The sequence below is a fragment of the Cupriavidus ulmosensis genome (assembly GCF_977008105.1).
The window spans coordinates 450,969-476,481 of sequence record NZ_CDRMWP010000002.1; the positions used below are offsets into that span (position 1 = coordinate 450,969).

At 67.2% G+C, this 25,513-nt stretch carries 21 protein-coding genes; 15 read left to right on the forward strand and 6 right to left on the reverse strand.

What is annotated here, in order from left to right:
- Window positions 1-44: 44 nt before the first annotated feature.
- The 3 genes from ACWTPI_RS21930 to ACWTPI_RS21940 are packed head-to-tail and all read left to right on the forward strand — an operon-like array spanning window position 45 to window position 3,905.
- Complete coding sequence (locus tag ACWTPI_RS21930) at window positions 45-1,505, forward strand: aldehyde dehydrogenase family protein (protein ID WP_020203082.1); 1,461 nt, start codon at window positions 45-47, stop codon at window positions 1,503-1,505.
- Window positions 1,506-1,565: 60 nt separating this feature from the next.
- On the forward strand, window positions 1,566-2,900 hold the full coding sequence (locus tag ACWTPI_RS21935; protein WP_454732714.1) for an MFS transporter: 1,335 nt from the start codon (window positions 1,566-1,568) through the stop codon (window positions 2,898-2,900).
- 45 nt (window positions 2,901-2,945) lie between these two features.
- Window positions 2,946-3,905 carry an AraC-like ligand-binding domain-containing protein gene (locus ACWTPI_RS21940; protein WP_020203084.1) on the forward strand — a complete coding sequence of 320 codons (960 nt, stop codon included), beginning with the start codon at window positions 2,946-2,948 and terminating at the stop codon, window positions 3,903-3,905.
- Here ACWTPI_RS21940 and ACWTPI_RS21945 read toward each other — a convergent pair.
- The gene (locus tag ACWTPI_RS21945; protein ID WP_059415015.1) at window positions 3,902-4,684 is read right to left on the reverse strand and encodes a coniferyl-alcohol dehydrogenase; all 783 of its coding nucleotides are present in this window, start codon (window positions 4,682-4,684) and stop codon (window positions 3,902-3,904) included. The genes ACWTPI_RS21940 and ACWTPI_RS21945 overlap by 4 nt on opposite strands.
- 219 nt (window positions 4,685-4,903) lie before the next feature.
- On the opposite strand from ACWTPI_RS21945, the gene ACWTPI_RS21950 reads away from it, so the two are divergent.
- The 9 genes from ACWTPI_RS21950 (at window position 4,904) to ACWTPI_RS21990 (ending at window position 17,657) form a co-directional block, all read left to right on the forward strand.
- Window positions 4,904-6,352, forward strand: a complete 1,449-nt coding sequence (locus ACWTPI_RS21950) for an aldehyde dehydrogenase family protein (RefSeq protein WP_454732715.1) — start codon at window positions 4,904-4,906, stop codon at window positions 6,350-6,352.
- A 76-nt stretch (window positions 6,353-6,428) separates the two neighbouring features.
- Window positions 6,429-7,358: an MBL fold metallo-hydrolase gene (locus tag ACWTPI_RS21955; RefSeq protein ID WP_454732716.1), complete on the forward strand. Its 930-nt coding sequence runs from the start codon at window positions 6,429-6,431 to the stop codon at window positions 7,356-7,358.
- Between the two features lie 106 nt (window positions 7,359-7,464).
- Complete coding sequence (locus ACWTPI_RS21960) at window positions 7,465-8,445, forward strand: amidohydrolase family protein (RefSeq protein WP_059415017.1); 981 nt, start codon at window positions 7,465-7,467, stop codon at window positions 8,443-8,445.
- Window positions 8,446-8,673: 228 nt separating this feature from the next.
- Complete coding sequence (locus ACWTPI_RS21965) at window positions 8,674-8,943, forward strand: hypothetical protein (protein WP_454732717.1); 270 nt, start codon at window positions 8,674-8,676, stop codon at window positions 8,941-8,943.
- A 595-nt stretch (window positions 8,944-9,538) separates the two neighbouring features.
- Window positions 9,539-11,740 carry a tellurite resistance TerB family protein gene (locus ACWTPI_RS21970; protein ID WP_454732718.1) on the forward strand — a complete coding sequence of 734 codons (2,202 nt, stop codon included), beginning with the start codon at window positions 9,539-9,541 and terminating at the stop codon, window positions 11,738-11,740.
- Window positions 11,737-13,035 carry an ATP-binding protein gene (locus ACWTPI_RS21975; protein ID WP_059415022.1) on the forward strand — a complete coding sequence of 433 codons (1,299 nt, stop codon included), beginning with the start codon at window positions 11,737-11,739 and terminating at the stop codon, window positions 13,033-13,035. The genes ACWTPI_RS21970 and ACWTPI_RS21975 overlap by 4 nt, the downstream gene beginning before the upstream one ends.
- Before the next feature lie 6 nt (window positions 13,036-13,041).
- Complete coding sequence (locus tag ACWTPI_RS21980) at window positions 13,042-15,249, forward strand: DEAD/DEAH box helicase (protein ID WP_059415024.1); 2,208 nt, start codon at window positions 13,042-13,044, stop codon at window positions 15,247-15,249.
- 185 nt (window positions 15,250-15,434) lie between these two features.
- Complete coding sequence (locus tag ACWTPI_RS21985; protein WP_059415026.1) at window positions 15,435-17,033, forward strand: MFS transporter; 1,599 nt, start codon at window positions 15,435-15,437, stop codon at window positions 17,031-17,033.
- A 132-nt stretch (window positions 17,034-17,165) separates the two neighbouring features.
- Window positions 17,166-17,657 (forward strand): MarR family winged helix-turn-helix transcriptional regulator, encoded by a 492-nt coding sequence (locus ACWTPI_RS21990; protein WP_059415028.1) that lies wholly within the window; start codon window positions 17,166-17,168, stop codon window positions 17,655-17,657.
- Between the two features lie 37 nt (window positions 17,658-17,694).
- Here the strand turns inward: ACWTPI_RS21990 and ACWTPI_RS21995 are convergent, their stop codons facing one another.
- The 3 genes from ACWTPI_RS21995 to ACWTPI_RS22005 all read right to left on the reverse strand — a co-directional run bounded on the left by ACWTPI_RS21995 (window position 17,695) and on the right by ACWTPI_RS22005 (window position 20,967).
- Window positions 17,695-19,044, reverse strand: coding sequence for a cobyrinate a,c-diamide synthase (locus ACWTPI_RS21995; protein WP_454732719.1), 1,350 nt, complete (start codon window positions 19,042-19,044; stop codon window positions 17,695-17,697).
- Window positions 19,045-19,114: 70 nt separating this feature from the next.
- Window positions 19,115-19,810 (reverse strand): response regulator, encoded by a 696-nt coding sequence (locus ACWTPI_RS22000; protein ID WP_029044297.1) that lies wholly within the window; start codon window positions 19,808-19,810, stop codon window positions 19,115-19,117.
- A 197-nt stretch (window positions 19,811-20,007) separates the two neighbouring features.
- On the reverse strand, window positions 20,008-20,967 hold the full coding sequence (locus tag ACWTPI_RS22005; protein ID WP_059415186.1) for a LysR family transcriptional regulator: 960 nt from the start codon (window positions 20,965-20,967) through the stop codon (window positions 20,008-20,010).
- Window positions 20,968-21,717: 750 nt separating this feature from the next.
- Here ACWTPI_RS22005 and ACWTPI_RS22010 point away from each other — a divergent pair.
- Together ACWTPI_RS22010 and ACWTPI_RS22015 are read left to right on the forward strand one after the other, a co-directional pair.
- Window positions 21,718-22,023 carry an IS3 family transposase gene (locus ACWTPI_RS22010; RefSeq protein WP_020206287.1) on the forward strand — a complete coding sequence of 102 codons (306 nt, stop codon included), beginning with the start codon at window positions 21,718-21,720 and terminating at the stop codon, window positions 22,021-22,023.
- A 138-nt stretch (window positions 22,024-22,161) separates the two neighbouring features.
- The gene (locus tag ACWTPI_RS22015; RefSeq protein ID WP_231401712.1) at window positions 22,162-22,527 is read left to right on the forward strand and encodes a hypothetical protein; all 366 of its coding nucleotides are present in this window, start codon (window positions 22,162-22,164) and stop codon (window positions 22,525-22,527) included.
- A gap of 15 nt (window positions 22,528-22,542) precedes the next feature.
- Here the strand turns inward: ACWTPI_RS22015 and ACWTPI_RS22020 are convergent, their stop codons facing one another.
- The gene (locus ACWTPI_RS22020; RefSeq protein WP_020206289.1) at window positions 22,543-23,073 is read right to left on the reverse strand and encodes a hypothetical protein; all 531 of its coding nucleotides are present in this window, start codon (window positions 23,071-23,073) and stop codon (window positions 22,543-22,545) included.
- Window positions 23,074-23,201: 128 nt separating this feature from the next.
- Entirely contained in the window at window positions 23,202-23,927 is a 726-nt protein-coding gene (locus tag ACWTPI_RS22025) for a Crp/Fnr family transcriptional regulator (protein ID WP_020206290.1), read from the reverse strand.
- A 365-nt stretch (window positions 23,928-24,292) separates the two neighbouring features.
- On the opposite strand from ACWTPI_RS22025, the gene ACWTPI_RS22030 reads away from it, so the two are divergent.
- On the forward strand, window positions 24,293-25,459 hold the full coding sequence (locus ACWTPI_RS22030; protein WP_029044299.1) for an extracellular catalytic domain type 1 short-chain-length polyhydroxyalkanoate depolymerase: 1,167 nt from the start codon (window positions 24,293-24,295) through the stop codon (window positions 25,457-25,459).
- Window positions 25,460-25,513 lie beyond the last annotated feature (54 nt).

Genomic DNA, 25,513 nt, shown 5'->3' on the forward strand with positions numbered 1-25,513 from the left:
CGCCCCCGCGCGCCCGTGATTGCAGTCATCGTGGAGACGAACCAATGAAGCTGGGACCCGACAACAAACGCGCCATGCTGATCGACGGCGAGCTGACCGCCGCCGCCGGCGGGCAATGGCTGGAAAGCCTCAACCCCGCCACCGAGGAAATCATCGGCCAGGTGCCGGCCGGCGGCGCCGCGGACATCGAGCGCGCGGCGCGCGCCGCGAGCGCGGCCGCGCCGGCCTGGCACGGCCTGGGCATCGAAGGGCGCGCGGCCTGCCTGCGCGAGTACGCGCGCCGCATCGAGGCCGCCGCCGAGGCGCTGCTCGAGGCCGAGGTCGCCGACACCGGCAACACGCTGGCCGCGCTGCGCGGCGACGTGCATGCCGCGTCGTGGGGGCTGAACTACTACGCCGGGCTCGGCTACGAGCTCAAGGGCGAGTCGATTCCCGCCACCACGCCGGACAACCTGCACATCACGCTGCGCGAGCCCTACGGCATCGTCGGGCGCATCGTGCCGTTCAACCACCCGGTCATGTTCGCCACCGCGCGCACCGCGGCCGCGCTGATCGCCGGCAACGCGGTCATCGTCAAGCCGCCCGAGACCAGCTCGCTGTCCGCCACGCTGCTGGCGGAGATCGCGCGCGACGTGTTTCCGCGCGGCGTGATGAACATCGTCACCGGCACCGGCCGCGCCGCCGGCGAGGCCATCGCGCGCCATCCGGACATCAAGCGCATCGCGTTCATCGGCTCGCCGCAGACGGCGCGCCAGATCCAGCGCAGCGCGGCCGAGGTCTGCGTCAAGCACATCTCGCTCGAGCTCGGCGGCAAGAACCCGCTGATCGTGTTTCCCGACGCCGACGTGGACGGCGCGCTCGACGCGGCCGTGCGCGGCATGAACTTCCTCTGGCAGGGCCAGTCGTGCGGCTCCACCAGCCGGCTGCTGGTGCACGACAGCCTCTACGAGCGCTTCGTCGAGGGCGTGGCGGAGCGCGTCGGGCGCATCCGCATCGGCGACCCGCGCGCGGCGGACAGCACGATGGGGCCGGTCAACTCCAGGGGCCAGCACGACAAGGTGCTGGGCTACATCGAGGCGGCGAAGCAGGACGGCGCGCGGCTCGTGGCCGGCGGCAGGCGCCCGGCCGGCAGCGCCTTCGCGCGCGGCTACTGGGTCGAGCCGACCGTGTTCGCGGACGTCACGCCCGGCATGCGCATCGCGCAGGAGGAGGTGTTCGGCCCGATCCTGTCGATCATGCGCTGGTCCGACGCCGCGCAGGCCATCGACATGGCCAACGGCATCGAGTACGGCCTGACCGCCTCGGTGTGGACGCGCGACCTGGGCACGGCGATGCGCACGGTGCGCCGGCTGCAGGCGGGCTATATCTGGGTCAACGGCGTCGGCACCCACTACAAGGGCGTGCCGTTCGGCGGTTACAAGAACTCGGGCGTGGGCCGCGAGGAGGGCATCGAGGAGATGCTGAGCTACACCGAGACCAAGGCGGTCAATATCGTCGGCGCCTGAGGTGCGCCGCGTCCCTTGCCCCGCGCCTTGCCCCAGCCACATCCCTTCCCGGGAGGAGAAATGAAACCGCTGTACGTTGAAGATGTGATCGATGCCCGGCCGTTCGGGCCGTTCCAGTGGCTGTTGTTCGCCATCTGCTTCCTGATCGCGCTGATGGATGGCGCCAGCATCCAGATCATGGGCCTGAGCGCGCCGACGATGGCGCACTCGCTCGGACTCGGGCCGGAGCAGCTGGGCCCGGTGTTCGCCGCGTCCGAGATCGGCTTCATGGCCGGCGCGCTGTTCTTCGGGCCGCTGGCCGACCGCTTCGGCCGCAAGTCCGTGCTGGTGCTGTGCACGCTGCTGTTCGGCGTGGCCTCGCTGTGCACCGCGGCGGCGACCGGCTTCGGCATGCTGCTGGCGCTGCGCGTGCTGACCGGCATCGGCCTCGGCGGCGCGGCGCCGTGCTTCGTGAGCCTGGCGACGGAGTTCGTCGCGCAGCGGCTGCGCGCGCGCGTGGCCTCGCTGCTGTGGGCGGCGGTGCCGGCCGGCGGCGTGCTGGCCGGCTTCGCCGGCAGCCGGCTGATCCCGGCCTTCGGCTGGCAGGCCATGTTCCAGGCCTTCGGCGCGGTGACGATCGCCGGCGCGCTGCTGGTGTGCCTGTGCGTGCCGGAGTCGCTGCGCTTCCTGATCCTGGCCGGGCGCCAGGGCGCGGCGACGCAGCGCATCCTCGCCCGCCTCGGCGTGGACCCGCGGCAGCGCGGCGCCACGCTGCGCATGCGCGAAGCGGTGCCGCAGGGCATGCCGGCCTCGCACCTGTTTACCGGCGGGCGCGCGCGTTTCACCGGCTTCCTGTGGCTCGGCTTCTTCCTGAACTTCATGACGCTGATCGGCGTGCTGGCCTGGACCACCACGCTGCTGCGCGGGCACGGCATGTCCCTGCCGGACACCTCGCTGGTGCTGGCCTGGAACAACGTCGGCGGCATGGCCGGCGTGGCGCTGGCCGGCAAGCTGATGGAGCGGTTCGGCACGTTCCGCTTCCTGGCCATGCTGCTGGCCAGCGGCAGCGTCGCGGTGGCGCTGACCGGGCTCGCCGGCGCGCAGCTCGCGTTCGCCGCGGCGTGCTCGATGCTGACCGGGTTCTGCGTCGGCGGCGCCACCTCCGGCATGATCGGCCTGGCGGCCCTGGGCTATCCCACCGCCATCCGCTCGACCGGCGTGGGATGCGGTCTGGCGGCCGGCCGGCTCGGCGGCGCGACCGGGCCGCTGCTGGTCGGCGCGCTGGTCGGCGCCGGCATGGACACCACGCAGACCTTCGCGCTGATCGCCATGCCGTCGCTGCTTGCCGCGTTCGCCGTGCTGGCGATGCGCCGCGCCGGCGGCGCGCCGGCCCCGGCCGCGGCCGGCGCGCGTTGACGATTCTCGCCGGGGTGGTTGCCCCGGCTACTTTTCCTTGCCGCCATGACCACCGATACCAGCAGGCCCTTCGAGACGCTTTCCACCATCGCGGTGTCGCCGCATGAACGGTCCGGGTTCTGGCGCGAAGCTATCCGCGGCAGTTTCGGCGGCCTGCATGTCGACACCTACGGACGCGACGCCTTCGACGGCGCGCTGCGCATGGCCAGCGTCGGGCAGACCCGGCTGTGCCGCGTGACCGCGCAGGCCCACCGCGCGACCAACCTGCCGGCGCATGCCGCCGACGCGCCGCGCCGCTACAAGGTGGTGGTCCAGTTCGAGGGCGAGTCCCGCTTCGAGCAGGATGGCCTGGCCGCGTGCCTGGCGCCGGGGGACTGGGCCATCTACGACACCGCGCGCCCGTACCGCATGACCGCGAGCCGGCCGGTGGACCTGGCCACGATGGTGGTGCCGCACGCGGCGCTGCCGCTGTCGCCGCGCGAGCGCCGCGCCGTGCTGCTGCGCGCGCACAGCGCGCGCGGCGGCGCCGGTGGCCGGATGGCCGCCTGCATGGCCGGCGCGCTGGCGGGGGCTGCGATGTCGGAAGCGCAGGCGGGCGAGCTGGGCGAGGCGCTGGCCGCGGCGGTGCGGGAGCAGCTCGCCGCCGCGCCCCGGCACCTGCTGCCGGCGGTGCTGCGCGAGCGGATCGTGGAATACGTGCGCTGCCATCTGGCGCGGGCGGACCTGTGCGTCGACCAGATCGCGGCGGCGCTCAATTGCTCGAAGCGCTACCTGCACATGGTGTTCGACGCCGACGGCATGACGCTGGCCCGGTACATCCAGCAACTGCGCCTGGCGCAGATCAGCCAGGACCTGGCGGACCCGGCGCTGGGCGCGCATTCGATCACCGAGATCTCGATGCGCTGGGGCTTCGTCAGCAGCGGGCATTTTTCCCGCAGCTTCAGGCAGGCCTTCGGCACCACGCCGCGCGACTACCGCGCGGCCAGCCTCGCGGGACGGCGCTAGCCGAGCCGGTGGATCCCGCTCAGCACGTGGGCTTCCATGCCGCCGTCGCAGGGGATGTTGGCGCCGCGGATCCAGGCGCTTTCGTCGCTGCACAGGAAGGCCACCAGCGGAGCGATGTCCGCGGGCCGCCCGGCGCGCTCCATGAGGCGCATGTCCTCCTCGGCGCGTTCGCCGAGGGTCTTGAGGAAATCCTGGTGGATCGGCGTTTCCACCGGCCCCGGGCTGACCGCGTTCATGCGGATGCCGCGCTCGCGCCAGCGCCAGCGGCATTGCAGGGTCCACACCACCAGCGCTTCCTTCGACAGGAAATAGGCGCGCGCGTCGTCCACGCCGTGGCTCGCGCAGAACGCCGGCACGTCTTCGGGCTGCCGGACTTCGAGCAGGGCCAGCGCCTGCGCGGCGTCCTGGTGCCAGCCGAAGCCGGCCAGCGAGGCCAGGTTGACGATGGCCGCGCCGTTGTTGAGACGGGGCAGCAGGGCCTCGGTGAACAGCCGCAGGCCGGTGAAGTTGACCTGCAGCACCGGCACGGCGCCGCGCGTGGGCGGCAGGCCGGCGATGTTGCACAGCGCGTCGGCACGCTCGATGCGCGCGGCCGCGGCCGCGATCGAGGCCGGGTCGGACAGGTCGGCCTGCACGAACTGGTCGACGCCGCTTCCCGGCACGGCATTGCGGTCGACGCCGATCACGTGCGCGCCGGCGGCCTTGAAGTACGCCGCGCAGGCGGCGCCGATGCCGGACGCCGCGCCGGTGACGACGACCGCTTTGTCTGCGAATTTCATGGACATTCCTCCTGGATTGCCGGCGCGCCCGTGCGCGGGTGCGCGGGTAGCCGGTCACTGGACGCCAATGATGCCGGCGCGCGGCGCGGCTGTCTTGCCCGACAGTGAACTGCCGGGAGGGGCCGCGCCGCGGCGCGGTTTACTTCCCTCACAGGCAAGCCGGCCGCGCGCCGCGTGCCTACAGTAGCGTCACGAAGCAACTACCGCATGGAGACGCGCTTGCGAGATTTTTCCCTTCTGATTGCCGGCCGCGCGGTTCCCGCCGCGTCCGGCGCGCTGTTCGAGCGCAGGAACCCGCTGTCCGGCGCCGTCGTCACGCGCGCCGCCGCCGCCACGGTGGCCGACGCGCGCGCCGCGGCCGACGCCGCCGCGGCGGCGTTCCCGGCCTGGTCGGCGCTCGGCCCGGGGCCGCGCCGGCACAAGCTGCTGCTGGCCGCCGACCGGCTCGAGCGGCGGCGCGCCGCGCTGGTCGACACGATGATGGCGGAAACGGGCGCCGCGCGCGCCTGGGCCGGGCACAATGTCGACGCCGCCGCCGCCATCCTGCGCGAGGCCGCGTACATGACCACGCGGATCCAGGGCGAGGTCATCCCGTCGGACGAGGCGCGCGTGGCGATGGCCATGCGCTGCCCGGTCGGCGTGGTGCTCGGCATCGCGCCGTGGAACGCGCCGGTCGTGCTAGGCGTGCGCGCGGTGGCGATGGCGCTGGCGTGCGGCAACACCGCGATCCTGAAGGCGTCCGACGTCAGCCCCGGCGTGCACGTGCTGATCGGCGAGGCGATGATCGAGGCCGGCCTGGACGGCGGCATCGTCAACGTCGTCACGCACGCGCCGGCCGATGCCGAGGACGTCGTGGGCGCGCTGATCGACCATCCGGCCGTGCGCCGCGTCAACTTTACCGGGTCGACGCGCGTCGGCCGCGTGGTGGCGCGCCGCGCCGCCGAGCACCTCAAGCCGGTGCTGCTGGAGCTGGGCGGCAAGGCGCCCTGCCTGGTGCTCGACGACGCCGACCTCGATGCCGCGGTGCGCGCGGCCGCCTTCGGCGCGTTCTTCAACCAGGGGCAGATCTGCATGTCCACCGAGCGCATCCTGGTGGCCGACGGCGTGGCCGAGGCCTTCGTCGACAAGCTCGCCGGGCGCGCGCGCGGCCTGACCGCGGGCGATCCGGCCAGCGGCGTGCACGCGCTGGGCGCGCTCGCCGACCCGCTCGCCCACAAGCGCATCAATGCGCTGATCGCCGACGCGGTGGCACAGGGCGCGCGCGTGGTCGCGGGCGGGGACGCGCGCGGCGCGCTGATGTCCGCCACGGTGCTCGACGGCGTGACGCCCGCCATGCGCATCTTCCACGAGGAGACCTTCGGCCCGGTGGTATGCGTCACGCGCGTGGCCGACGACGAACAGGCAGTCGCGCTGGCGAACCAGTCCGAGTACGGCCTGTCGGCTTCGGTGTTCGGCAGCGACGCCGCGCGCGCGCTCAACATCGCGCGCCGCCTCGAGACCGGCATCTGCCACATCAACGGCGCCACCGTCAGCGACGAGCCGCAAATGCCGTTCGGCGGCGTCAAGGCCACCGGCTACGGCCGCTTCGGCGGCAGCGCCGGCGTGGCCGAGTTCACCGAGCTGCGCTGGGTGACGATCGCCACCGGCGCGGCTGCCTATCCGATCTGAAACCCCCACGAACACGGCAACATGGCACGGCGGGCGCGGGCCCGCCGCGGCCGGCCGAACCAGGAGCGAGACAAACATGAGCGCACCGATCCAACGCAACCAGCAACCCGGCTGGACGCGCTTCCGGCACGGCGACTTCGAATGCACCGTGGTGACCGACGGCCTGCTGCACATGGGCCCGCCGCGCGACACCTTTCCGCATGCCGACCCGCAGGAGATCGACCGCCTGCTGGCCGACGCCTACCTGCCGACCGAGACCATCGAGCTCGACCAGAATCTGCTGATCGTCAACACCGGCAGGCAACTGGTGCTGTTCGACACCGGCGTGGGCATCAACGCCGAACTCGGCGTCAAGACCTTCGGCAAGCTGACCGGGCGCGCGCTGTCCAGCATGCGCGCGGCCGGCATCGCGCCGGAGCAGATCGACGTGATCGCGCTCACGCACGCGCATCCCGACCACTGCTGGGGACTGGTCGACGACGACGGCAACAAGCTCTACCCGAACGCGCGCGTCTGCATCAACCGCGTCGACATGGAATACTGGACCGATCTCGGCAATATCCGCGACACCATGTCGGAGCACATGAAAGACCATTTCCGCGGCGCGCACCTGAACATCCTCGCCTATCGCGACGTCATCACGTTCCTCGCGGACGGCGACGAAGTGGTGCCCGGCATCACCGCCCACCTGACGCCCGGCCACAGCCCGGGGCACATGGTCTACCGGATCGCCAGCCAGGGCAGGGCGCTGCTCAACTGGGGCGATCTCTGCCATCACCAGATCCTGCTGCTCAAGCGGCCCAACTGGGCCTTCAAGTTCGACTCCGACAGCGCCGCCGCCGCGGTGTCGCGGCTGCGCGTGCTCGACTGGGCCTGCGGCGAGAACATGGAAATCCTGTCGTACCACTTCCCGTTCCCGGGGCGCGGGCACCTGCGCCGCAACGCGGACGGCTACGACTGGCTGCCGACCCGGCTCGAGCTGGAAGCGTCCGAGGCGCTGTCGTAGCCACGCCGCTCGCCGCGCTCGCATCCGGCCATCGCCGCCTCCCGCTCAAAGGTTATCGATTTCAAGGCCATCGACCTCAAGGCCACCGATCTCAAAGGCTATCGACATGACCCAACCCTATCGCTGCACCTGTGGCCTCATCGACGTCCACGCGCACTGCCTGCCTCCCGCCTACCGCCAGGCCCTCGCCGACGCCGGCCTGGCCTCGCTCGACGGCGGCTACCCGATTCCCGCGTGGTCCGCGCAGGCCGCCATCGACGTCATGGACGCGGGCGGCATCGACACCATGATGCTGTCGGTGTCCTCGCCGAGCGTCGGCTTCCTGCGCGACGCCGGCGCGCGCGAGCGCCTGGCGCGCCGCATCAACGAAGACATCGCCGAGACCGTGCGCGCGCATCCGGGGCGCTTCGGCGGCTTCGCCACGCTGCCGCTGCCGCATGTCGAAGCCTCGCTCAAGGAGATCGACCATGCCTTCGGCAAGCTTGGCCTCGACGGCGTCGTCATCGAGACCAACACCGACGGCAAGTACCTGGGCAACCCGGCGCTCGCCCCGATCTTCGACGCGCTCAACGAGCGCCACGCCACCATCTTCCTTCACCCCACGGCGCCGCAGTGCCTCGAAGCCGTCGGGCTCGGCCGCCCGGCGCCGCTGTTCGAGTTCCCGTGCGACACCGCGCGCACGGTCATCGACCTGGTGTTCTCCGACACGCTGCGCCGCTGCCCGAACCTGAAGCTCATCCTGCCGCACGCGGGCGGCGTGCTGCCGTCGATCGCGCACCGCATCGCGCTGCTCGCGCCGATGCCGGTCATGAAGCCGGCCCCGAAAAGCAGCGAAGCGGTGCTCGACGAGTTCCGCAACCTGTACTACGACCTGGCCATGTCGGCGAACCAGCCCACCTTCGACAGCCTGCGCACGCTCGCGCCGCTTTCACAGATCCTGTTCGGCACCGACTTCCCGTTCCAGCCGGCGGCGAACGTGGCGAAGAACATCGACAACTTCCGCCGCCTCGGCGGCCTGACGGCGCAGGAGCACGCGGCGATCGCGCGGGAAAATGTGCGGCGGCTGTTTCCGCGGTTCGGGGCTTAGGGGTTCGCGGAAGGGATGCCTGACCGAGGAGGAGCCTCTTCAAAGTCACAAAGACCCCGTGCGGAATTTCCAGGGTTCTCCATATGCCTGTTGTGTACGGGGACACAACATGTCTCTCGTCGGAATGCGGATCGCATTGGATGGATTCAACCAGCGGTCTCGACAGCATCCGTCAGCTAGGCGAGTGAATGGAGTTGGGAGTCCAGCGTGGTCAACTTGGACACATTCATGGAGTGGCTGAAGGCCGGCAGCGCGTGGCGGCACTCGATCCTGCACGCCTTCGTCTCAAATTTCCAGTGCTGGGCACCGGTCGTCGTCACGAGTTTGAAATACTCGCGCGGCCGATCTAGCCACCGAATTCTTGCATTGAATGTTGACGCGCAGAACATTCTCCTGCGCGGGAACAAGTGGGACTTCAACGTGATCGCAAGCATTGTTCGGCGCTGGCATCTTCGCGTCGAGCATGCAGAAGCAGTACGCAATCCTGCTTTCAAGTAGGCGAAGGATCTAGTGACTCGCCAGGCATTGTGTTGCACTGTGACGAGGCGCCAGCGTCACTGACCACCACCCTCCAATTCCTTGACGGACCAGCGCTATCTCCAATTCGTGGCAGAAGCGTGCTGTTTAGGCCGCAAGAGTCAATTGCGCATGTGGCGTCCCCGAGGCGGAAACGATGAGGGGTCCCTATCTGTCGATGGCACGGGCACCCCTCGTTAGAGGGGTGTGGCCAAAGATGCCCATGCTTTTTTCCAAGACAATCCCTCTGTGAGGCACAATTTCACAGCGGCAAGCTATCTAGTGGGGTCCTGGATTGAGCGAGGTAACTGGCCTGCAATATGCTCGATCGGAGCGGACATTGCAGGGGTATGTTCTCAGTCAATTCATATAGGCGCTATATCAAAAAATACGAGCTGGGGAAAATATGGCCAGACGAAAGAAAAATACAGGGAGTGGGGGGATTGTCGGTATTGGGGTTTTCATAATACTTGTCCTGATTTTTGCGCTACCCAAGGAATGGTGGATATTCTTGGGAGTCTGTGCAGCGGGCTACGGTGCTTTCAAGTTGTTCTTCAGAGGTTCAAAGCGGACGCCCATGACCTCGCCAAATCAGGCAGGATCGGTTGCAGTACATACCAGTGTATTGGCCGATAGCGTCGGGGGATCGTCGGATGAGGCATATGGCTTTGCCACATCGGGTTTTCGTATTCCATCGCCACCGAAGGGGATGGGGGCGGCAAAGTGGATTCCCCCCGGCACCGTCATCACAGTTTCGGGAAAAAGTGACAGCGACAAGATCTTGATCCCCGGTGGCATGATCTATGTCGGGACGTCACTACCATCGCTGCATGGGGGAAATGATCCAAGCCTGATAGATCCTCGCAAGGCTGTTGCTGCGGAAAGTGATTTTAGGGTGCGGCAGACAGACTACTGGCCGAGCTATTCTGATATATCGCCCAAGGCCCGTCGGGCCTATCTGAATTGGCTGGCCGATGGCAGGAAGCATCCTGGTGCCGACGTCGGCTATGTTTTTCTATTCTTCTATGGTCTGGAGCGTCGTGTCATCGTCGATGCTGGCAACGATGCAAATGCACGGGCTGATAGACCGGCTATCGCCGATGAGGTACGGCGCCTCCTGGCAATATACGGCGGAGAAGTTTCGTACTCGTTCCGGCGCTATGCGAGTGAGTTTCTCGATTATTTGACTCTGGCCGATGCCTCATCGCGGCTGTATGAGCGGCCAGTGCCGACATTCCCTCGAGGCTATGAGCTTCCCTTCTATCTTCGTCTTGCCTTGGGACAAGCCGCGGTCGATGGCGTTCCTGTACCAACACATTTGGCACTGGCGTGGGCACGTCTGGATCCGGCAGCAGGGCTTCGCACTCCTGCAATTCGATGTCCCGAGCAGTTTGAAAGGCTGTTTGCGCAGAAGTATGAGGAAATGTTCGGCGAAGGTTTGAAACTGCCACGGAATCGCACCAAATTGAAGCTGGTGTACCGGCCGGCCTCGGCCGCGCTCGCTGGGGCTGATGAACTGACGCTGAGTTTCGGAGGAGTGCCGGATGTGGCAGCCCTTACCGCTCCGGTGAAGAAGCTGCAGCAGATCATAGACGCCGCGACGGCAGACTTGGATGCTTACAGCCGTTACTTAGGTAGGTACCCTGACGCGGCAAACTCTCTCGAGGCATTGATTCAGTTGCCAGCTTGGCTCTGGCCGGAGACCACTCAGCAGACTCTACGTGGGCTCAAGGCTCGCATGGTTGATGGCGTTCTGCAACTCAAGCTCTCCGGTCTATTGGAGTTGCTGGGTGCCAAATCGGTGCTAACGAGGCCGGGCTTAACTGGGTTGGCGAGAGCGCTGGCTGACACAGGCATTGGTATCGAACCGGATATTCTGAATGGTGCGCGAGTCCCAAAGCCTGAAGGCATGGTTGTTCTTTTCGTCGAGACTGCGGACGGGTTGAACGCCGGCAGCACGGCGGCTTATCGAGCCGCGCAGCTGACACTACAGTTGGCTTCGACCGTTGCCAGTGCTGACGGCGAATTTAGCGACGGGGAGGTGCAACATCTGCGTCAGGAAGTGCAGGCGTGGGTCCACTTGACTGAGGCCCAGCGTCACCGGCTGTGGGCACACATAGAACTCCTGCGAATGGAGCCGCTGTCTCTGGCTGTTCTGAAGAAAAAGTTGGAGCCCCTGGACAAGAGTGCCAAGGAGTCGATTGCTGTCTTTATGGCGGCGTTGGTGCAGAGCGACGGAATCGTGTCTGCGGGCGAAATCAGGTTGCTCGAGAAAGTCTACAAGGTGCTTGATATCGACACGGCCAAGGTGTTCAGCGATGTGCATTCGACATCGGTACGTGAGTTGACTGATACCCCGAGAGTGTCGAACCAGGGCGTAGCCACGCCGGAGAAGGGCAGTCTCAGGCTAGACCCCATGCGGATCGCCGAATTGCAGAAGGATACGGAAAAAGTCTCTGCGTTGCTGGCAGGGATTTTTAAGGAAGAAGAGACGCGTGCGTCAGTGCAGGCGGTTCATCCTGCGGTCGTCGGGGAGTCGCCTTTGTCAGGCTTGTTAGGGCTGGACGAATCTCACAGTGCGTTCGCTCGTATGCTGTTATCGCGGCCCCAGTGGGCGCGGGAAGAGCTGGTCGATGTCTGTGCTGACCTGGACCTCATGCTTGATGGTGCACTCGAGCGGATCAATGAAGCTTCATTCGACGTGCACGACATGCCTTTTACTGAGGGCGACGATCCGGTTGCTATCAGTGCCGAACTGATGGAGAAGATCGAAGCATGACAACAACAATCCGTCCCAAAGACCGTGATGCGGTAATCCAATCGTTACGTGCCGGTGTGGTGCCCCGAACTGGGCAGCATCTTGTGCAGGTCGGACGCAATCGCGAGATAGAAACTCTAGTCACCGATATTGACCGGGTTGCTGACGGAGGAGCCGCCTTCCGTTTGGTAACAGGCGAGTATGGCGCAGGGAAGACTTTTTTTCTAAATTTGGTCCGATCGGTTGCTATGGAGAAGAAGCTGGTTGTGGCCAATGCCGACCTCAATCCCGATCGGCGCTTGCACTCGAGCGGCGGCCAGGCCAGGTCTCTGTACGCGGAACTGATGCGCAACATCTCGACCCGGACGAAGCCGGATGGAGGCGCACTCGCGGGCATCGTCGAAAAGTTCATCGCGACTGCCAGGTCCGAAGCCAAAACTGGCGGGCAGACTACGGAAGCGGTGTTGCGGCAAAAGCTGGAGCAATTGACGGAACTAGTGAACGGCTACGATTTTGCTGACGTCATCGCCGCCTATTGCCGTGGGGCGGAAGAGGGTAATGAACAACTAAAGACGGATGCAGTCCGATGGCTTCGGGGAGAGTTCTCAACGAGGACGGATGCAAGGCAGGCACTGGGCGTGCGAACCATTGTCGATGACGCTTCCGTCTACGACCAACTCAAGCTCTTGGGCCGCTTCGTCCGGTTGGCAGGATTTTCGGGCCTGCTGGTTTGCCTTGATGAACTTGTTAATCTCTACAAGCTTGCAAATACGCAGGCTCGGAATTCAAATTACGAGCAGATTCTTCGCATTCTGAACGACTCGTTACAAGGAACGGCAGTTGGACTCGGCTTCGTCTTGGGAGGAACGCCGGAGTTCTTGCTGGACACACGGCGTGGACTGTATAGCTATCCAGCGCTACAGAGTCGCCTGGCTCAAAACGTCTTCACTGCCGGCGGACTCGTCGATTTCACTGGACCCGTCGTTCGACTCTCCAGTCTGACACCAGAAGACTTCTATGTGCTGCTGCAGAAGATCCGCCAGGTCTATGCATTTGGTGACGAAGCGAAGTCTCTTCTGCCGGACAATGGCATATTCAGCTTCATGGAGCACTGCTCGAAGCGCATTGGAGACAGCTATTTTCGGACACCGCGGACGACTATTACTTCGTTTATCGATTTGCTCGCGGTTCTAGAGCAAAATCCCGGCGCAGATTGGCAGACGCTGCTGGGGGGCATTGAGATCACGCCAGACGCAGGCGGTCAAGCGGATGCTGCCATTGATGAGGACGATGAACTGACATCGTTCAAGCTCTAAGCTGGCATGTCTGATTCGAGCTCCTTCTTTGCACTCGACAGCCGGATCCAGCGCTTCATTTGGGCCGAGGGCTGGGAGGAACTCAGGGATGCCCAAGAGGTGGCAATTCCTCACATCGTCAAGGGGAACACGGATGTCATCATTGCCGCCGCTACTGCCGCAGGGAAGACGGAAGCCGCCTTTTTTCCGGCATTAACGTATCTGGTTGCACAGGAAAAGCCCGGGCTAATCGTATATATCAGTCCGCTGAAGGCTCTCATCAACGACCAGTTCGGGCGGTTGGATCGCCTGTGCGAAGACCTGGACGTGCCAGTCTGGCCTTGGCATGGTGATATTTCGTCTTCGTCGAAAGCCCGGTTCTTGAAGGATCCGCACGGTGTCTTGCTGATCACCCCGGAATCCCTGGAGGCGATGCTCTGCAACCGGGGGGCATCTGTTCGCACCATATTCCAGCATACGGCCTTCTTTGTCATCGATGAGCTGCATGCTTTCATAGGCTCAGAGCGTGGAAAGCAGCTTCAGTCGCTCATATGTCGCATAGAGAGCGTTCTCAAAACGGTCATTCCTCGAGTGGGCCTCTCTGCGACACTTGGCGATATGCAACTTGGGGCTGACTATCTTCGTCCTGGCAAGGCGGACAGTGTGGTAATCGTCGAGTCCCGCGCGGCGGGGGCTGAATTGAAAGTGGCAATCAAGGGTTATGAAGAACCGTCGGTGCCCCATCGCGATGCCGACGATAGTGCGGAGGTCAAATCTGCCAGTCCTGCTCACATAGCTTCGCATCTCTTCAAGGTGCTCCGAGGCTCGAACAACCTTGTCTTTCCCAACAGCCGCCGGGAGGTGGAACGTTATACGCATCTATTGCAGGGGCTCTGCGCTCATCACCATGTACCGAACCAGTTCTGGCCGCATCATGGCAGTCTGTCCAAAGAGATACGCTCAGAAACCGAGGCAGCGCTAAAGCAGAAGACTCAGCCGGCCACCGCGGTTTGTACCAATACGTTGGAGTTGGGTATCGATATTGGAGCCGTGAAAAGCATTGCCCAGATTGGACCTCCGCCCTCCGTTGCCAGCCTGCGGCAGCGACTTGGACGTTCGGGGAGACGGAAGAACGAGCCGGCCATTCTCAGGGGCTATTGCGTCGAGGACGCGCGTGTCCCTGGGAGTTCCATTGCGACACTTCTTCGGCTCAATACCGTACAAATGGCAGCCATGATTACGTTGCTAGGAGAAAAATGGTTCGAGCCTCCCAGGATTCACGGTCTCCACCTTTCTACGCTGATTCAGCAACTGCTTTCGCTTATTTCGCAGAACGGCGGCGTGACGGCAACGCAGGCGTACCAACTTCTTTGTGCACCGTCCGCGCCGTTTTCCGGGACATCTAGACCGGATTTTATCGCTCTGTTGCGACATCTTGGACAGAAGGAACTCTTGATGCAGGACTCTTCCGGACTGCTCTTGCATGGTCCTCTCGGCGAGAAATTTGTCAATCACTACACTTTCTACGCTGCTTTTGCCGCTGACGAAGAGTTCCGAATTGTGGCTGGCGGCAGACCGCTCGGGGCACTTCCAGTCTCGCTGATGCTCTCCGTCGGGCAGCGAATCCTCTTCGCTGGAAGAACGTGGTACGTCGACGAAATTGACGAGGAGCAGAAAGTTATCTATGTTTCGCCAGCGAAGGGAGGCACGCCTCCTTTGTTCTCCGGGGGCGGCGGGCGGGTTCATACCCGTGTGCGCCAACGCATGCGAGCGTTGCTGGCGGGAGACAACGATCTGCCGTTCCTGGACGAGTCGGCGAGGCGGTTTGTCGCGGAGGGGCGGGAGGCTTACGGCCGAATGGGACTCGATGGTCGGGTTCTTCTTGATGCAGGAACTCAACTGATGATCTTGACCTGGATTGGGGACTCGGGGAATGAAGCAATTGCCTGTCTGCTCAAACGGAGGGGCTTCACCGCCGCGCCATCCGACCTGGGCGTCGAAGTCCACAAGGGAGGTCATAGTGAGGAAGACATTCTGAGTGCTCTGGCTGATGCTGCCACTGATGAATTTCCAGATTTGGACAATCTCTTGTTGGACGCAAAAAACCTGCAACGCGAGAAGTGGGACTGGGCTCTTCCTGACGCGCTGCTGAGGAAAGCATATGCCAGCTTGTATCTGGATCTGGATGAGGCTCTTGCGTGGATAAGGTCGGCAGTTTCCCCCGAGGCGGCTTGAAGCAGGGCACTGCCGTTTCATGTGGGGAATCCCGGTCCGCCGGCTGGCCGTCATCCGTGGGCGGTCCGCAACGAGCGGCGTCTCGACATCGCATCGACACCGCATAAATCTTGCCGACGACCCGCTCCGCCCGCTCCCAACTACCCTATAATGATTGACTCTACAATCATTGACCGGGCAATAAAATGATGTCGCAGCCTCACCAGGCGCATAGCAGCGGACAGGTGTTGCCGTTCCGCGAGTCCTTGTTGGCGATGCTGGGCATCGCCTTCGTGGTGATGTTGGTGGCGCTCGACCAGACCGTGGTCGGGACCGCGCTGCCCACGGTGGTCGCGGAGTTGCAGGGCTTCGAGTATTACGCCTGGGTGGCCACGGCCTATCTGCTGTTCTCGGTGATCACGGTGCCGATCTTCGGGCGGCTGGGCGACTATTACGGGCGCAAGCCGTTCGTGATGGCGTCGATCGTGGTGTTCACGGCGGCGTCGGTGCTGTGCGGCATGGCGCCGAACATGCCGTTCCTGGTGCTGGCGCGCGGTCTGCAGGGCATTGGCGGCGGCATGCTGGTGGGCACGGCCTTCGCGTGCATTCCCGATCTCTTTCCCGATTCGCACGTGCGGCTGCGCTGGCAGGTGATGATGAGCGCGGCCTTCGGTATCGCCAACGCGGTGGGGCCGTCGCTGGGCGGGCTGCTGACCGAGGCGTATGGCTGGCGCTCGGTATTCTACGTGAACCTGCCGGTGGGCCTGCTGGGGCTGCTGTTCGCCTGGCGCTACCTGCCGCATCTGCGCCAGCAGACGCACACGGGTTCGATCAAGGTGGACTGGCTGGGCGCGGCGCTGATCGGCGCCGGGCTGGGCGGCCTGCAGTTGTGCGTGGAGCTGATGCCGGAGCGCGGCTTCGGCCTGGTGACGGGCGGGCTGGTGGTGATGTCGGTCTGCGCGCTGGTGGCGCTGTGGCGCTGGGAGCGCCGCGCGCCGAACCCGATCCTGCCGCTGGAGATGTTCCGCAATCCGGGGCTGGCGCCGCTGTTCCTGCTGGCGGTGCTGGTCGGTTTCGTGATGTTCTCGCTGCTGCTGTACGCGCCGCTGCTGTTCCAGGGCGGTTTCGGCTATTCGCCGAAGGAGGCGGGCGTGCTGGTGACGCCGCTGGTGGTGTGCATCACGCTGGGCAGTATCCTGAATGGCCGTATCATCACCCGCATCCGCCAGCCCAACAACATGCTGTATGCGGGCTTCGCGATGCTGGCGCTGGCCTGCCTGGGCCTGTCGCAGGCCACGCGCTCGATGTCGCACCACGTGTTGTTTGGCATCATGCTGCTGGGCGGCTTCGGCCTGGGCTTCATCATGCCGAACCTGACCGTGTTCGCGCAGCAGACCGCGGGCCGGGAGCATCTCGGCATCGCCACGGCCATGCTGCAGTCGCTGCGCATGGTGGGCGGCATGATCGGCACGGCGCTGGTGGGCACGCTGGTCACGCGCAGCTACATCAGCGGCGTGCACGACGCGCTGCAGAGCGCGGGCGCCGGCGAATGGCAGGCGCGCCTGGCCGATCCGCAGATCCTGATCGACCGGGCTTCGCAGTCGAGCCTGCTGTCGCAGTTGCAGGCGGGCGGCCACAATGGCGCCCTGCTGCTCGAGCAGGCCCGGCTGTCGCTGGTCGGCGCGATCCACGTGGGCCTGGCGCTGGCCGCGGTGATCGCCGTGGTGGGCCTGTGGCGCTCGCGCCGCGTGCCGCCGGTGAAACTGGAGCGCGCGGTCAAGCCGCAGGTCATGGCCGCTGAATGAATTTGTCCTGGGCAGCCCTGGGATCGTCCCGGGGCATGCCGGGACGCCGGGCTGGTCCGTTGATGGTGAGGCCGCCGCGCGCCGCGCGTGCATCGTCCGCGTGGCGCGCGGCGGCCCAAGCAGGAGAATGGATTGGAACTGGAGCGACAAAGCCTGGCTGTGCTACAGCAGTTCGGACGGACCTACCGGGCCTACGCGGCTGCGTTCGAGCAGCGCATCGGCCATCCCCTGCCGCGCTGGCGCATCCTCTACGCCTTGCACGGCCACGCCGGGCCCATCGCGCAGAAGCCGCTGGCCGACCGCGTGGGCATGGACCCGGGCGCGCTCACGCGCCAGCTCAAGGCCCTGCAGGAGCTGGGCTGGGTGGAGCGCAACACCAGCGAGCGCGACAACCGCGTGACCAACGTCACGCTGTCCGACCTGGGCCGCGGCATCGTCGAGCAGGCGCTGCCGCTGCGCTCGTCGTTCCTGCGGGACGTGCTGGAAAACGTCTCCGAGACCACCATGCGCAACCTGTCCAAGGGGCTGGAGCAGCTCGAGTCCGGCATTGCCGTGGCGGTGCAGCGCACCCAGCAGCGGGAGAAGGAAGAGAAGGCCGACGCGGCCGATGCCGACGCCGCGTGAGCGTTGCCTGAACCGCCGCCTGAGCGCCGGCCTGGCGCTAGCCCGCCCCGGCGCCGAACAGGCGCGCCACCGCCAGCGGGTTGGAGGGGAAATAGAAGTGCGTGTACGACGCGGTCAGCGCGCCGTGCCGGAACACCGCCTCGCCGCGCGAGCCGTCGCGCGGCACCGTGGCGTGGCAGCAGGGCGCCAGCGGCGTGCGCGCGCTGGAGTAGTGGAAGGTATGCCCGCGCAGGGTGCCTTCGGGCAGCGCCACCGACTGGTGGCCGAGCGCCGCCAGGCGCGGCTGCATGGCCACGGTGCCGGGCAGCAGGCCGGCCATGACGTGCGCCTGCCCGCCTTTGTCCGTCAGCGATTCGAACAACATCATCATGCCGCCGCATTCGGCCAGCATCGGCAGGCCATTGGCGTGGGCGGCGCGCAGTGCGGCCAGCATGGCGGCGTTGCCGGCCAGGCGCGCCGCGTGCAGCTCGGGATAACCGCCGGGCAGCCATAGCGCGTCGCAGGCGGGCAGGGCCGCGTTGTCCAGTGGCGAGAAGAAGGCCAGGCGCGCGCCGAGCGCCTGCAGGGTGTCGAGATTGGCCGGATAGAGGAAGCGGAACGCCGCGTCGCGGGCCACGGCGATGGTCTTGCCGGACAGCAGCGGCGGCAGGGCTGGTAGTGGCGCGGCGGCGGCGATGGCCACGGGCGGCGGCAGGTTGCCGGCCGGCTGCCCGGCGAGCGCGTCGGCCAGCCGGTCGAGGCGCGCGGGGAGGTCGGGCAGCTCGTCGGCGGCGTGCAGGCCGAGGTGGCGCTCGGGCAGCGCGGCATCCTTGTCGCGGGCGAGGCCGCCGGCCCAGCCGATATGCGCCGGCAGGCTCTCGCGCAGCATGTCGGCATGCCGCGCCGAGCCCACGCCGTTGGCCAGCACCTGCATCGACGGCAGCGGCTGGCCGTAGCCGGCCAGGCCGTAGGCCACGGCGCCGAAGGTCTGCGCCATCGCGCCGGCCTGGATCACGCAGAGCACCGGCAGCCCAAAATGGCGCGCGATGTCCGCGCTGCTGGGCGTGCCGTCGTGCAGGCCCATCACCCCTTCCACCAGTATCAGGTCCGCCTCGGCGGCGGCTTGCGCCAGGCGCGCCGCGGCATCGCCGGCGCCGGTCATCCACAGGTCGAGCGAATGCACCGGCGCGCCGCTCGCGGCGGCCAGGATGGACGGGTCGAGGTAGTCGGGGCCGCTCTTGAAGACGCGCACCCGGCGGCCCTGGCGGCGGTGCAGCCACGCCAGCGCGGCGGTGACGGTGGTCTTGCCTTGCCCCGAAGCGGGCGCGGCGACCAGCAGCGCGGGCACGTTGAGGCTGCCGGCGGGGGCAAGTGGCTGGTCCGCGGGCGCGGCGGCGGGGGCGGGCATGATGAGGGCGGCGGGGATGGTCGGGGGTGGAGGAGGGGCGCGCGGTCGGCGGGGCGCCGGCGCGCAGCGATTATAGCCATTCGGTATGGCCGGGCGCGCCGGGTCCGTCGTCGCGCAGCGGCAGCACCAGGCCCTGCTGCGCGGCGAAGTCGAACAGTTCGCGCTCGTTGTTGGCGCCGAGCTTGCGCATGGCGCTGTTCTTCTGGCGGCTGATGGTCTTCACGCTGCGGCAGAGCTGCCCGGCGATGCGGGTGATGGAGTTGCCGCTGAGGTAGAGGCGCAGCACCTCCGACTCGCGCACCGACAGGCTGACGGCGCCGGCGCGGTCCGGCGCGTAGTGCGCGCCTGACTGCTCCAGCACGCGCGCGGCGGACTCGCCGATGAAGCGCAGCCCGCGCTCGACGCGGATGATGGCCGTCACCAGCTCGTCCAGGTGCGAGTCCTTGAGCAGCAGGCCGTGCGCGCCGGCGTTGAGGATGGCGCGCAGCACGAGCGGATTGGTGATCATGGTGAGCACCACGATGCCCAGCGCCGGGTGGTGCCGCCGCAGGCTGGCCAGCAGGCGGATGCCGTCGCTGGCGTCGGCGCAGGGCATGTGATAGTCGGTGACGACGAGGTCGGGGCGGAACACGCGCGTGGCCTGCAGCAATTCGGCGGCGCCGCGCACGTCGGCGCAGATCTCCCAGCCGGTCTGCCCGCGCAACTGGCTCCTGACCGCGAGCGCGATGGCGGGATGGTCATCGGCAATCAGGATTCTCAATGACATGGCAATCTTCCTGGGCAGGCGCGCGGTGTTCGCGCAGCGGATGCCCAGGCAGAATAAGCGCCGTTTTCGGCATATTGCCTGAGACTATTCTCAAACTGCAGGAGAAATATCGGGGACCGGGCTGGCTGCCCGGCCGGCCGCGGGCAGGTCCGCGTGCCGGTGCGGGCGGTAGTTCAGGCGGCGGTTCAGGCGGCAGTTCAGGCGGCGTGCGCGGCGGGGATGTCGCGGGCTTCGCGGCGGCGGTCGATGGCGCCGACCGGGTCATGCAGGACCGCGCTGCCGGTCTCCATGATGCCGCGCAGGGCCTCGCCCGCGCCCGCGCGCGCCGGCGCCCAGAAATGCAGGGCGGCCCATTCGGGAAAGCTGGCCGGCGGCGCCAGCAGGCGCGTCTTGTGGCTGCGCGTGAGCAGCGGCACGTTGAAGTCGAGCAGCGGGCAGATGCCGCCCGCGGCCAGCAGCAGCGCCACCTGGGTGTGCCAGGACGGCACCACGGTCTCGCGGTATGCCGGATCGTGGGCGAGCCGGTTCAGGAACGCCTGCAGCGGGCTGCCGGGCTCGGTGTCTTCCTGCAGCAGGATCCATTCGTTCCTGCCCTCCGCGTGCGGCGCGCGGCCGGGGCGCGACACGCTGACCAGCCGCCGCGGCGTGGCCATGATGCTGTGCAGCGCGACCTGGTCCGGCACGAAGCGGCTGTCCACCACGAACGCGCAGTCGAGCTCGCCGTCGTGCAACTGGCCGGCCAGCGCGGCATCGGCGAAGACCGGCCGCGTCACGAAGCGGTCGTCGGGAAACCGCTCGCACAGCGCGGTGAGGATCTCGGTGATGACCGGCTCGCCGATCGACGGCGAGAAGCCGATGGAAAGACGGCGCCGCGGGCGGGCGGCGGGCGCCGCCGCGGGCGCCTCGGGCTGCAGCAGGCGCGACCACTTCGCCAGGAACTGCCGCGCGGTCTGCTCCAGCCGCAGCGCGTGCGCCGTCGGCTCGAGCGTGCCGTTGCGCCGGATGAAGAGCGGGTCGCCGGTGATTTCGCGCAGCCGCGCCAGGCTGTAGGCAATGGTGGGAACCCGGCTTTGCGTGCAGGCCGCGACGGCGCTGAGGTCGCGATACTCCATCAGCAGAACGAAGACATGCAAGAGCTTGGTGCTGACGTGCCGCATGGTGGCTTCTCCCGACTTGAAACTTTGGTTTTTCTTTTTCTTTCTTCTTTTCAGTGCGGCCGGGGGCCCGGTTCGACGGGCCCGGCGGCGCGCGGCGCCGCTTCGACATGCCCGCTTCCGGCGCGGGATCATGAAGACGCGATTTCTCGAAAATGGCAGCCCGGTTTTATGGACGCCCACGCTGGAAAAGACAGCCGACCTGGCTTAGCGCGAGAGCCCTGTCGCCAGTCGGACACGGGGCGCGAAGCCCGGTTGCCGGCGCTCGAAATTTAGTTAATGCCAGACAAGATTAATCCATAACCCTGGAACTTGCCAGCGCGCCCGGCGCGGGATTCTCCAGATGCGCCATGCGATTCTTCTTGCCGGAATAGCGCGGCAATGTCCTGCCGCGTGCTTGCCGGCGCCGTGATTTCCCGCATTGCGGCAGCCGGAGACGAGTCGGGAGTCGGCGGAGCGGGCGGCATTTTTTCTCCCTGTTTTTCGGGGGTACCATCCGGCGCTTGCTGGAGTCATCTGGAATGCATTCCACACTGCAGAATCAGTTAACCAATTAACTGCACCTGTCTTTCCCGGTTTTTCTCATGTCCGCGCCGGGGTCTTCAAATTGCTTAACACGCGCCTTGAACACACTGAATTGCCTTTTGCGGCGCGGGTGATAACGTTGGGCAGGGGTAGAACCGGCGCCGCGCGCGCCCGCACGATACATGCGGCACATGCGGCGCCCGCGGCGTTTGCGAGTGGAGGCAGGCAGTGAACAGACGATTCTCGGAGGAACAGATCCGCGGCTATCTCGCGGAAGCGCAGGCCGGCGTGCCGGTGCGCGAGCTGTGCGCGCGCCACGGCTTCAGCGATGCGTCGTTCTATGGCTGGCGCATCAAGTACGCCCGCGGCGCGGGCGCGGATGCGCGCGGGGAAAGCCGCAAGCTGCGCGAGCTGCAGGAGGAGAATACCCGCCTTAAGAGTATGCTTGCGGATGCGTTGCTCAAGCTGGAACTGCTGGGCAACCGCCATCGCAACGGCCGCGGCGGCAACGGCAACGGCAGGGAACGAAGCTAGATCCGGCTCGTCCTTGCCTCGCGGGGGTTGCCTCGCGGGCGGAGCCGCGCCCGCGCGGTTCTCGCGCCGCCGCTGGCCACGGACACATACGGATCATCAGGGATGGCGCGTCGCGCCTCCCGCTGGGGAGAAATGGAAATGAAACGGGCTTCGATCGTCATGGCCGCCTTGCTGGGCTTCGGGTTGTGCGGCGGGCAGGCAGGCATGGCCGCCGACCTGGAGGTGCCCGCGCCGATGATCGCGCCGCCACCGCCGCTGATGCTCGATCCGGCCGCCGACAATGCCGGCCCCGCCGCCGACGGCACGCTCACGCCGGCCCAGCGCACCCATTGCCAGCAATTGCTGGACCGGATCAACGGGCTGCCCGCGGGCACGCAGTGGTCCACCGGCAAATCCACCGTGACCGAGCCTGACGGCAGCACCCATCCGACCATCGAGCGCCAGGCCGACCGCAAGAAACTCAATGAAGCCTACCGGCAGGAGTGCGCCCAGGAGCGGCGCTGAGCCAGGCCGCGCCGCTCACTTCTGCGCGCAGCGCTCCGGCGGGATCGTGACCTCGCCCACGGGCTGGTTGCCGTTGCCCAGGTAGCGGTAGTTCAGGGTGACGCCCAGGCGGCCGAGCACCGGCACGTCCGGGTTGCGGCAGATGCCTTTCGCCAGCACCGGCCCGGCGCTCGCCATGAAGGCCACGGTCCCCTCTCGCGAGGCATCGACGCCGACCAGGCTGAGGCGGAACACCACGCGCTTGCCGGGCGAGACGCTGCATCCCTCGAGCCGGGTCGCGTTGTCGAGCGGGAACGGTCCGGCCTGCGTCAGCTCCTGGCATGCCGCCACGAGCTCGGCATCGGGCGTGCCGCCGCCGCCGGTCAGCCGCGTGACGCCGCTCATGCCGGTGCTCTTGCCCTCCACGGTGCCGAGCAGCAGCCGGGCCAGCTTGGAAAGCGAGGCGGGTGCGAGCGCCTGCGCCGCGGCGGCCGGCGCGAATCCGGCGATCACCAGGAAGGCCAGCGGCGCCGCGTGCGCGCGCGCGGCGAAAAGGAAATCCCGCATACGGATACCGGAAGGTAGGTCGGATGCCGCCGGGCGTGCCGGGAACCGGCGGCTGGCGCCGTTCTCCGCACGCGGCGGCATGACCTGACCATAGCCGCGTTTGCATGGGCGTGCTGTCGGTGTCCGTCCTACGCCGGCAGGATGCGCGCGGTGCCCGCGAGCGGCCGCGCGGGCGCGCGGCCCGGCGAGGGGGCCAGCGCGGGGGCCAGCGAGGGGGCCGGCGCCTCGGCGGGCGGGCGGATCGGCACGCGCTCGGGGTCCGCGTAGACGGAATCGAGCCCCGCCGGGTCGACGATGCGCAACTGCCGCTGCCGCACGGTGATCAGCCCCACGCTGGCGAAGCGCGCCAGCAGGCGCGAGACGGTTTCCAGCGTCAGGCCGAGATAGCTGGCGATGTCGTTGCGCGACATGGCCAGCGTCATGGCCTCGCCGGCCCGGCCGCGGCGGCGCTGCTCGTCGGCCAGGTCCAGCAGCAGCATGGCAAGGCGCTGCGCCGCCTTCATCGAGCCGAGCGCGACCAGCAGCGTGCGCTGGCGCTGCGCATTGCGGCGCAGCGCGCCGAGCATCGGCGCGCGGCACGCGGCTTGGTGCAGGTGCTCGCGCGCGGCCTCGATCGGCACCACGCAGCAGCGGGTGTCCTGCATGGCGACGGCGGCGGTGCAATGGAGCGGGTCGTCGAGGTCCTCCAGGCCCAGGACGTCGCCGGGGTGGGCGAAGGCGGTGACCTGGCGCCAGCCCAGCGGCGACTCGAACACCGACTTGACGCTGCCCTGGCGGATGGGAAATACCGCCTGCACCGGCCGCGCCTGGCGGTACACGGTCTCGCCGGCGCGCCACAGCGTGCTGGCCGGCATCAGCGGACGTTCCCGCGGGCTCTGGCCGGGTGCGGATTCCGCCTGGCGGCACACTGACTGGAACAAACACAGCGAACAGCTCGAAATATTCGCTTCGGGCATGGCCTGGCCTCTCCATTTGCCTGCGACAAATGCAAATGCAGTATAACCGGCCCGCTTCTGCCGCTAACTTCGGCGGATCTGCATTATTTCAAACGCAGAATTCAATTTTTTCGACGGCATGACGTTAACCTGCATGGGGCCGCTGCGCCACGTGGCGTCCGGTAATGTATGTTTTTCATAACATGTTGCCGGAAAGCGACGCCGACCTCGCCTTGATGGCTGTGCTATGCTGCATCGCAACAATGCAGACAGCAGGAGTCTTCATGGCCAAGAGCCTTTCGGCGGACTGGCATGCGCAACTCCGGCAGATCAGCCGGGCGCAGCCGCAGTCCGCGCGCCAACTCCAAACATGGTTCGAGCGTATCGCTACCCTTAATCCCGCCTCCCCGCGCCTGCGGGCGCGCACCCCCGCTCCCTTGCTCCTGCCGCCGCGGCGGCCGTTGCCGGGCGACTGGTCGGCCCATCACCATCATCTGGCGCCGCTGCCGGGCGAACTGGTGCCGCGCCTGTCCTACTGGCTGTACGTGCCGTCGCGCGCGGCGCACCGCCCCATGCCGCTGGTCGTCATGCTGCACGGCTGCCGGCAGACGCCGGAAGACCTGGCCGCCGGCACGCGCATGAACGCGCTGGCCGAGCGCGAGGGTTTCATGGTGGCCTATCCGCAACAGCCGCTGCGGCGCCAGATGCAGCGTTGCTGGCAATGGTTCGACCTGGGCGCGACCGAGGGCGGGCGCGAGGCGCAGGCGCTGTCGGTGCTGATCGACGCGCTGATGGCGCGGCCCGACGTGCGCGCCGACCAGGTCTACCTGGCCGGCCTGTCCGCGGGCGCCAGCATGGCCGCGGTGGTGGCGCTGCGCTATCCCGGCAAGATCGCCGCGGTGGGGCTGCACTCCGGCGTGGTGGTCGGCGCCGGGCACACGCCGCGCGACGGCCTGCGCGCCATGCAGCACGGCACCAGCGCCGATCCGGCCGTGCTGCTGGACGCCGCCGGCGCCATGCCGGGCGGAGCGAAGATGCCCGCCATCATCCTGCACGGCATGGACGACGAGGCGGTGCACCCGGTCAACGCGCGCCTGCTGGCGCGGCAGTTCCTGGCCTACAACGGCATGGCCGACCGCGTCGACGAGCGCATGAGCGGCCGCGCCGCGCGCCGCGCCGCCCACGCCGCGCCCGCGCTGGCCGGGACGGCCGGGGAGGGCGAGGACGCCGGGGAGGCCCGCATGGCCGCCCCGCCCGCGGCGAGCCTGCCCGCCGGCGACTACCTCGAGGCCAGCTTCGGCGTATGGAACCGCGACATGGTGGAAGTGTGCGAGATCGCCGGCCTGGGCCATGCCTGGAGCGGCGGCGACGGCGACTATGCCTACCACTCGGCCATCGGCCCCGACGCCAGCGCGCTGATGTGGCAGTTCTTCAGGCAGCATCGGCGCTGAAGCCGCGCCGCACGACGAAAAAGGGCCGCACTCGTGCGGCCCTTTCCTTTCCGG

Excerpts from the sequence above, each read along its gene's own strand:
- ACWTPI_RS22025 (WP_020206290.1), bottom strand. The coding sequence starts at position 23,927 with ATGCCGGCCAGCACGCTGTGGCGCGCCGGCGAGACCGTGTACCGCCAG.
- ACWTPI_RS21930 (WP_020203082.1), top strand. The coding sequence starts at position 45 with ATGAAGCTGGGACCCGACAACAAACGCGCCATGCTGATCGACGGCGAG.
- ACWTPI_RS21965 (WP_454732717.1), top strand. The coding sequence starts at position 8,674 with ATGGAGTGGCTGAAGGCCGGCAGCGCGTGGCGGCACTCGATCCTGCAC.
- ACWTPI_RS21940 (WP_020203084.1), top strand. The coding sequence starts at position 2,946 with ATGACCACCGATACCAGCAGGCCCTTCGAGACGCTTTCCACCATCGCG.
- ACWTPI_RS21995 (WP_454732719.1), bottom strand. The coding sequence starts at position 19,044 with ATGCCCGCCCCCGCCGCCGCGCCCGCGGACCAGCCACTTGCCCCCGCC.
- ACWTPI_RS21960 (WP_059415017.1), top strand. The coding sequence starts at position 7,465 with ATGACCCAACCCTATCGCTGCACCTGTGGCCTCATCGACGTCCACGCG.
- ACWTPI_RS21970 (WP_454732718.1), top strand. The coding sequence starts at position 9,539 with ATGACCTCGCCAAATCAGGCAGGATCGGTTGCAGTACATACCAGTGTA.
- ACWTPI_RS22030 (WP_029044299.1), top strand. The coding sequence starts at position 24,293 with ATGGCCAAGAGCCTTTCGGCGGACTGGCATGCGCAACTCCGGCAGATC.
- ACWTPI_RS21935 (WP_454732714.1), top strand. The coding sequence starts at position 1,566 with ATGAAACCGCTGTACGTTGAAGATGTGATCGATGCCCGGCCGTTCGGG.
- ACWTPI_RS22015 (WP_231401712.1), top strand. The coding sequence starts at position 22,162 with ATGAAACGGGCTTCGATCGTCATGGCCGCCTTGCTGGGCTTCGGGTTG.
- ACWTPI_RS22005 (WP_059415186.1), bottom strand. The coding sequence starts at position 20,967 with ATGCGGCACGTCAGCACCAAGCTCTTGCATGTCTTCGTTCTGCTGATG.
- ACWTPI_RS22000 (WP_029044297.1), bottom strand. The coding sequence starts at position 19,810 with ATGTCATTGAGAATCCTGATTGCCGATGACCATCCCGCCATCGCGCTC.
- ACWTPI_RS21975 (WP_059415022.1), top strand. The coding sequence starts at position 11,737 with ATGACAACAACAATCCGTCCCAAAGACCGTGATGCGGTAATCCAATCG.
- ACWTPI_RS22020 (WP_020206289.1), bottom strand. The coding sequence starts at position 23,073 with ATGCGGGATTTCCTTTTCGCCGCGCGCGCGCACGCGGCGCCGCTGGCC.
- ACWTPI_RS21985 (WP_059415026.1), top strand. The coding sequence starts at position 15,435 with ATGATGTCGCAGCCTCACCAGGCGCATAGCAGCGGACAGGTGTTGCCG.
- ACWTPI_RS21945 (WP_059415015.1), bottom strand. The coding sequence starts at position 4,684 with ATGAAATTCGCAGACAAAGCGGTCGTCGTCACCGGCGCGGCGTCCGGC.
- ACWTPI_RS21955 (WP_454732716.1), top strand. The coding sequence starts at position 6,429 with ATGAGCGCACCGATCCAACGCAACCAGCAACCCGGCTGGACGCGCTTC.
- ACWTPI_RS21980 (WP_059415024.1), top strand. The coding sequence starts at position 13,042 with ATGTCTGATTCGAGCTCCTTCTTTGCACTCGACAGCCGGATCCAGCGC.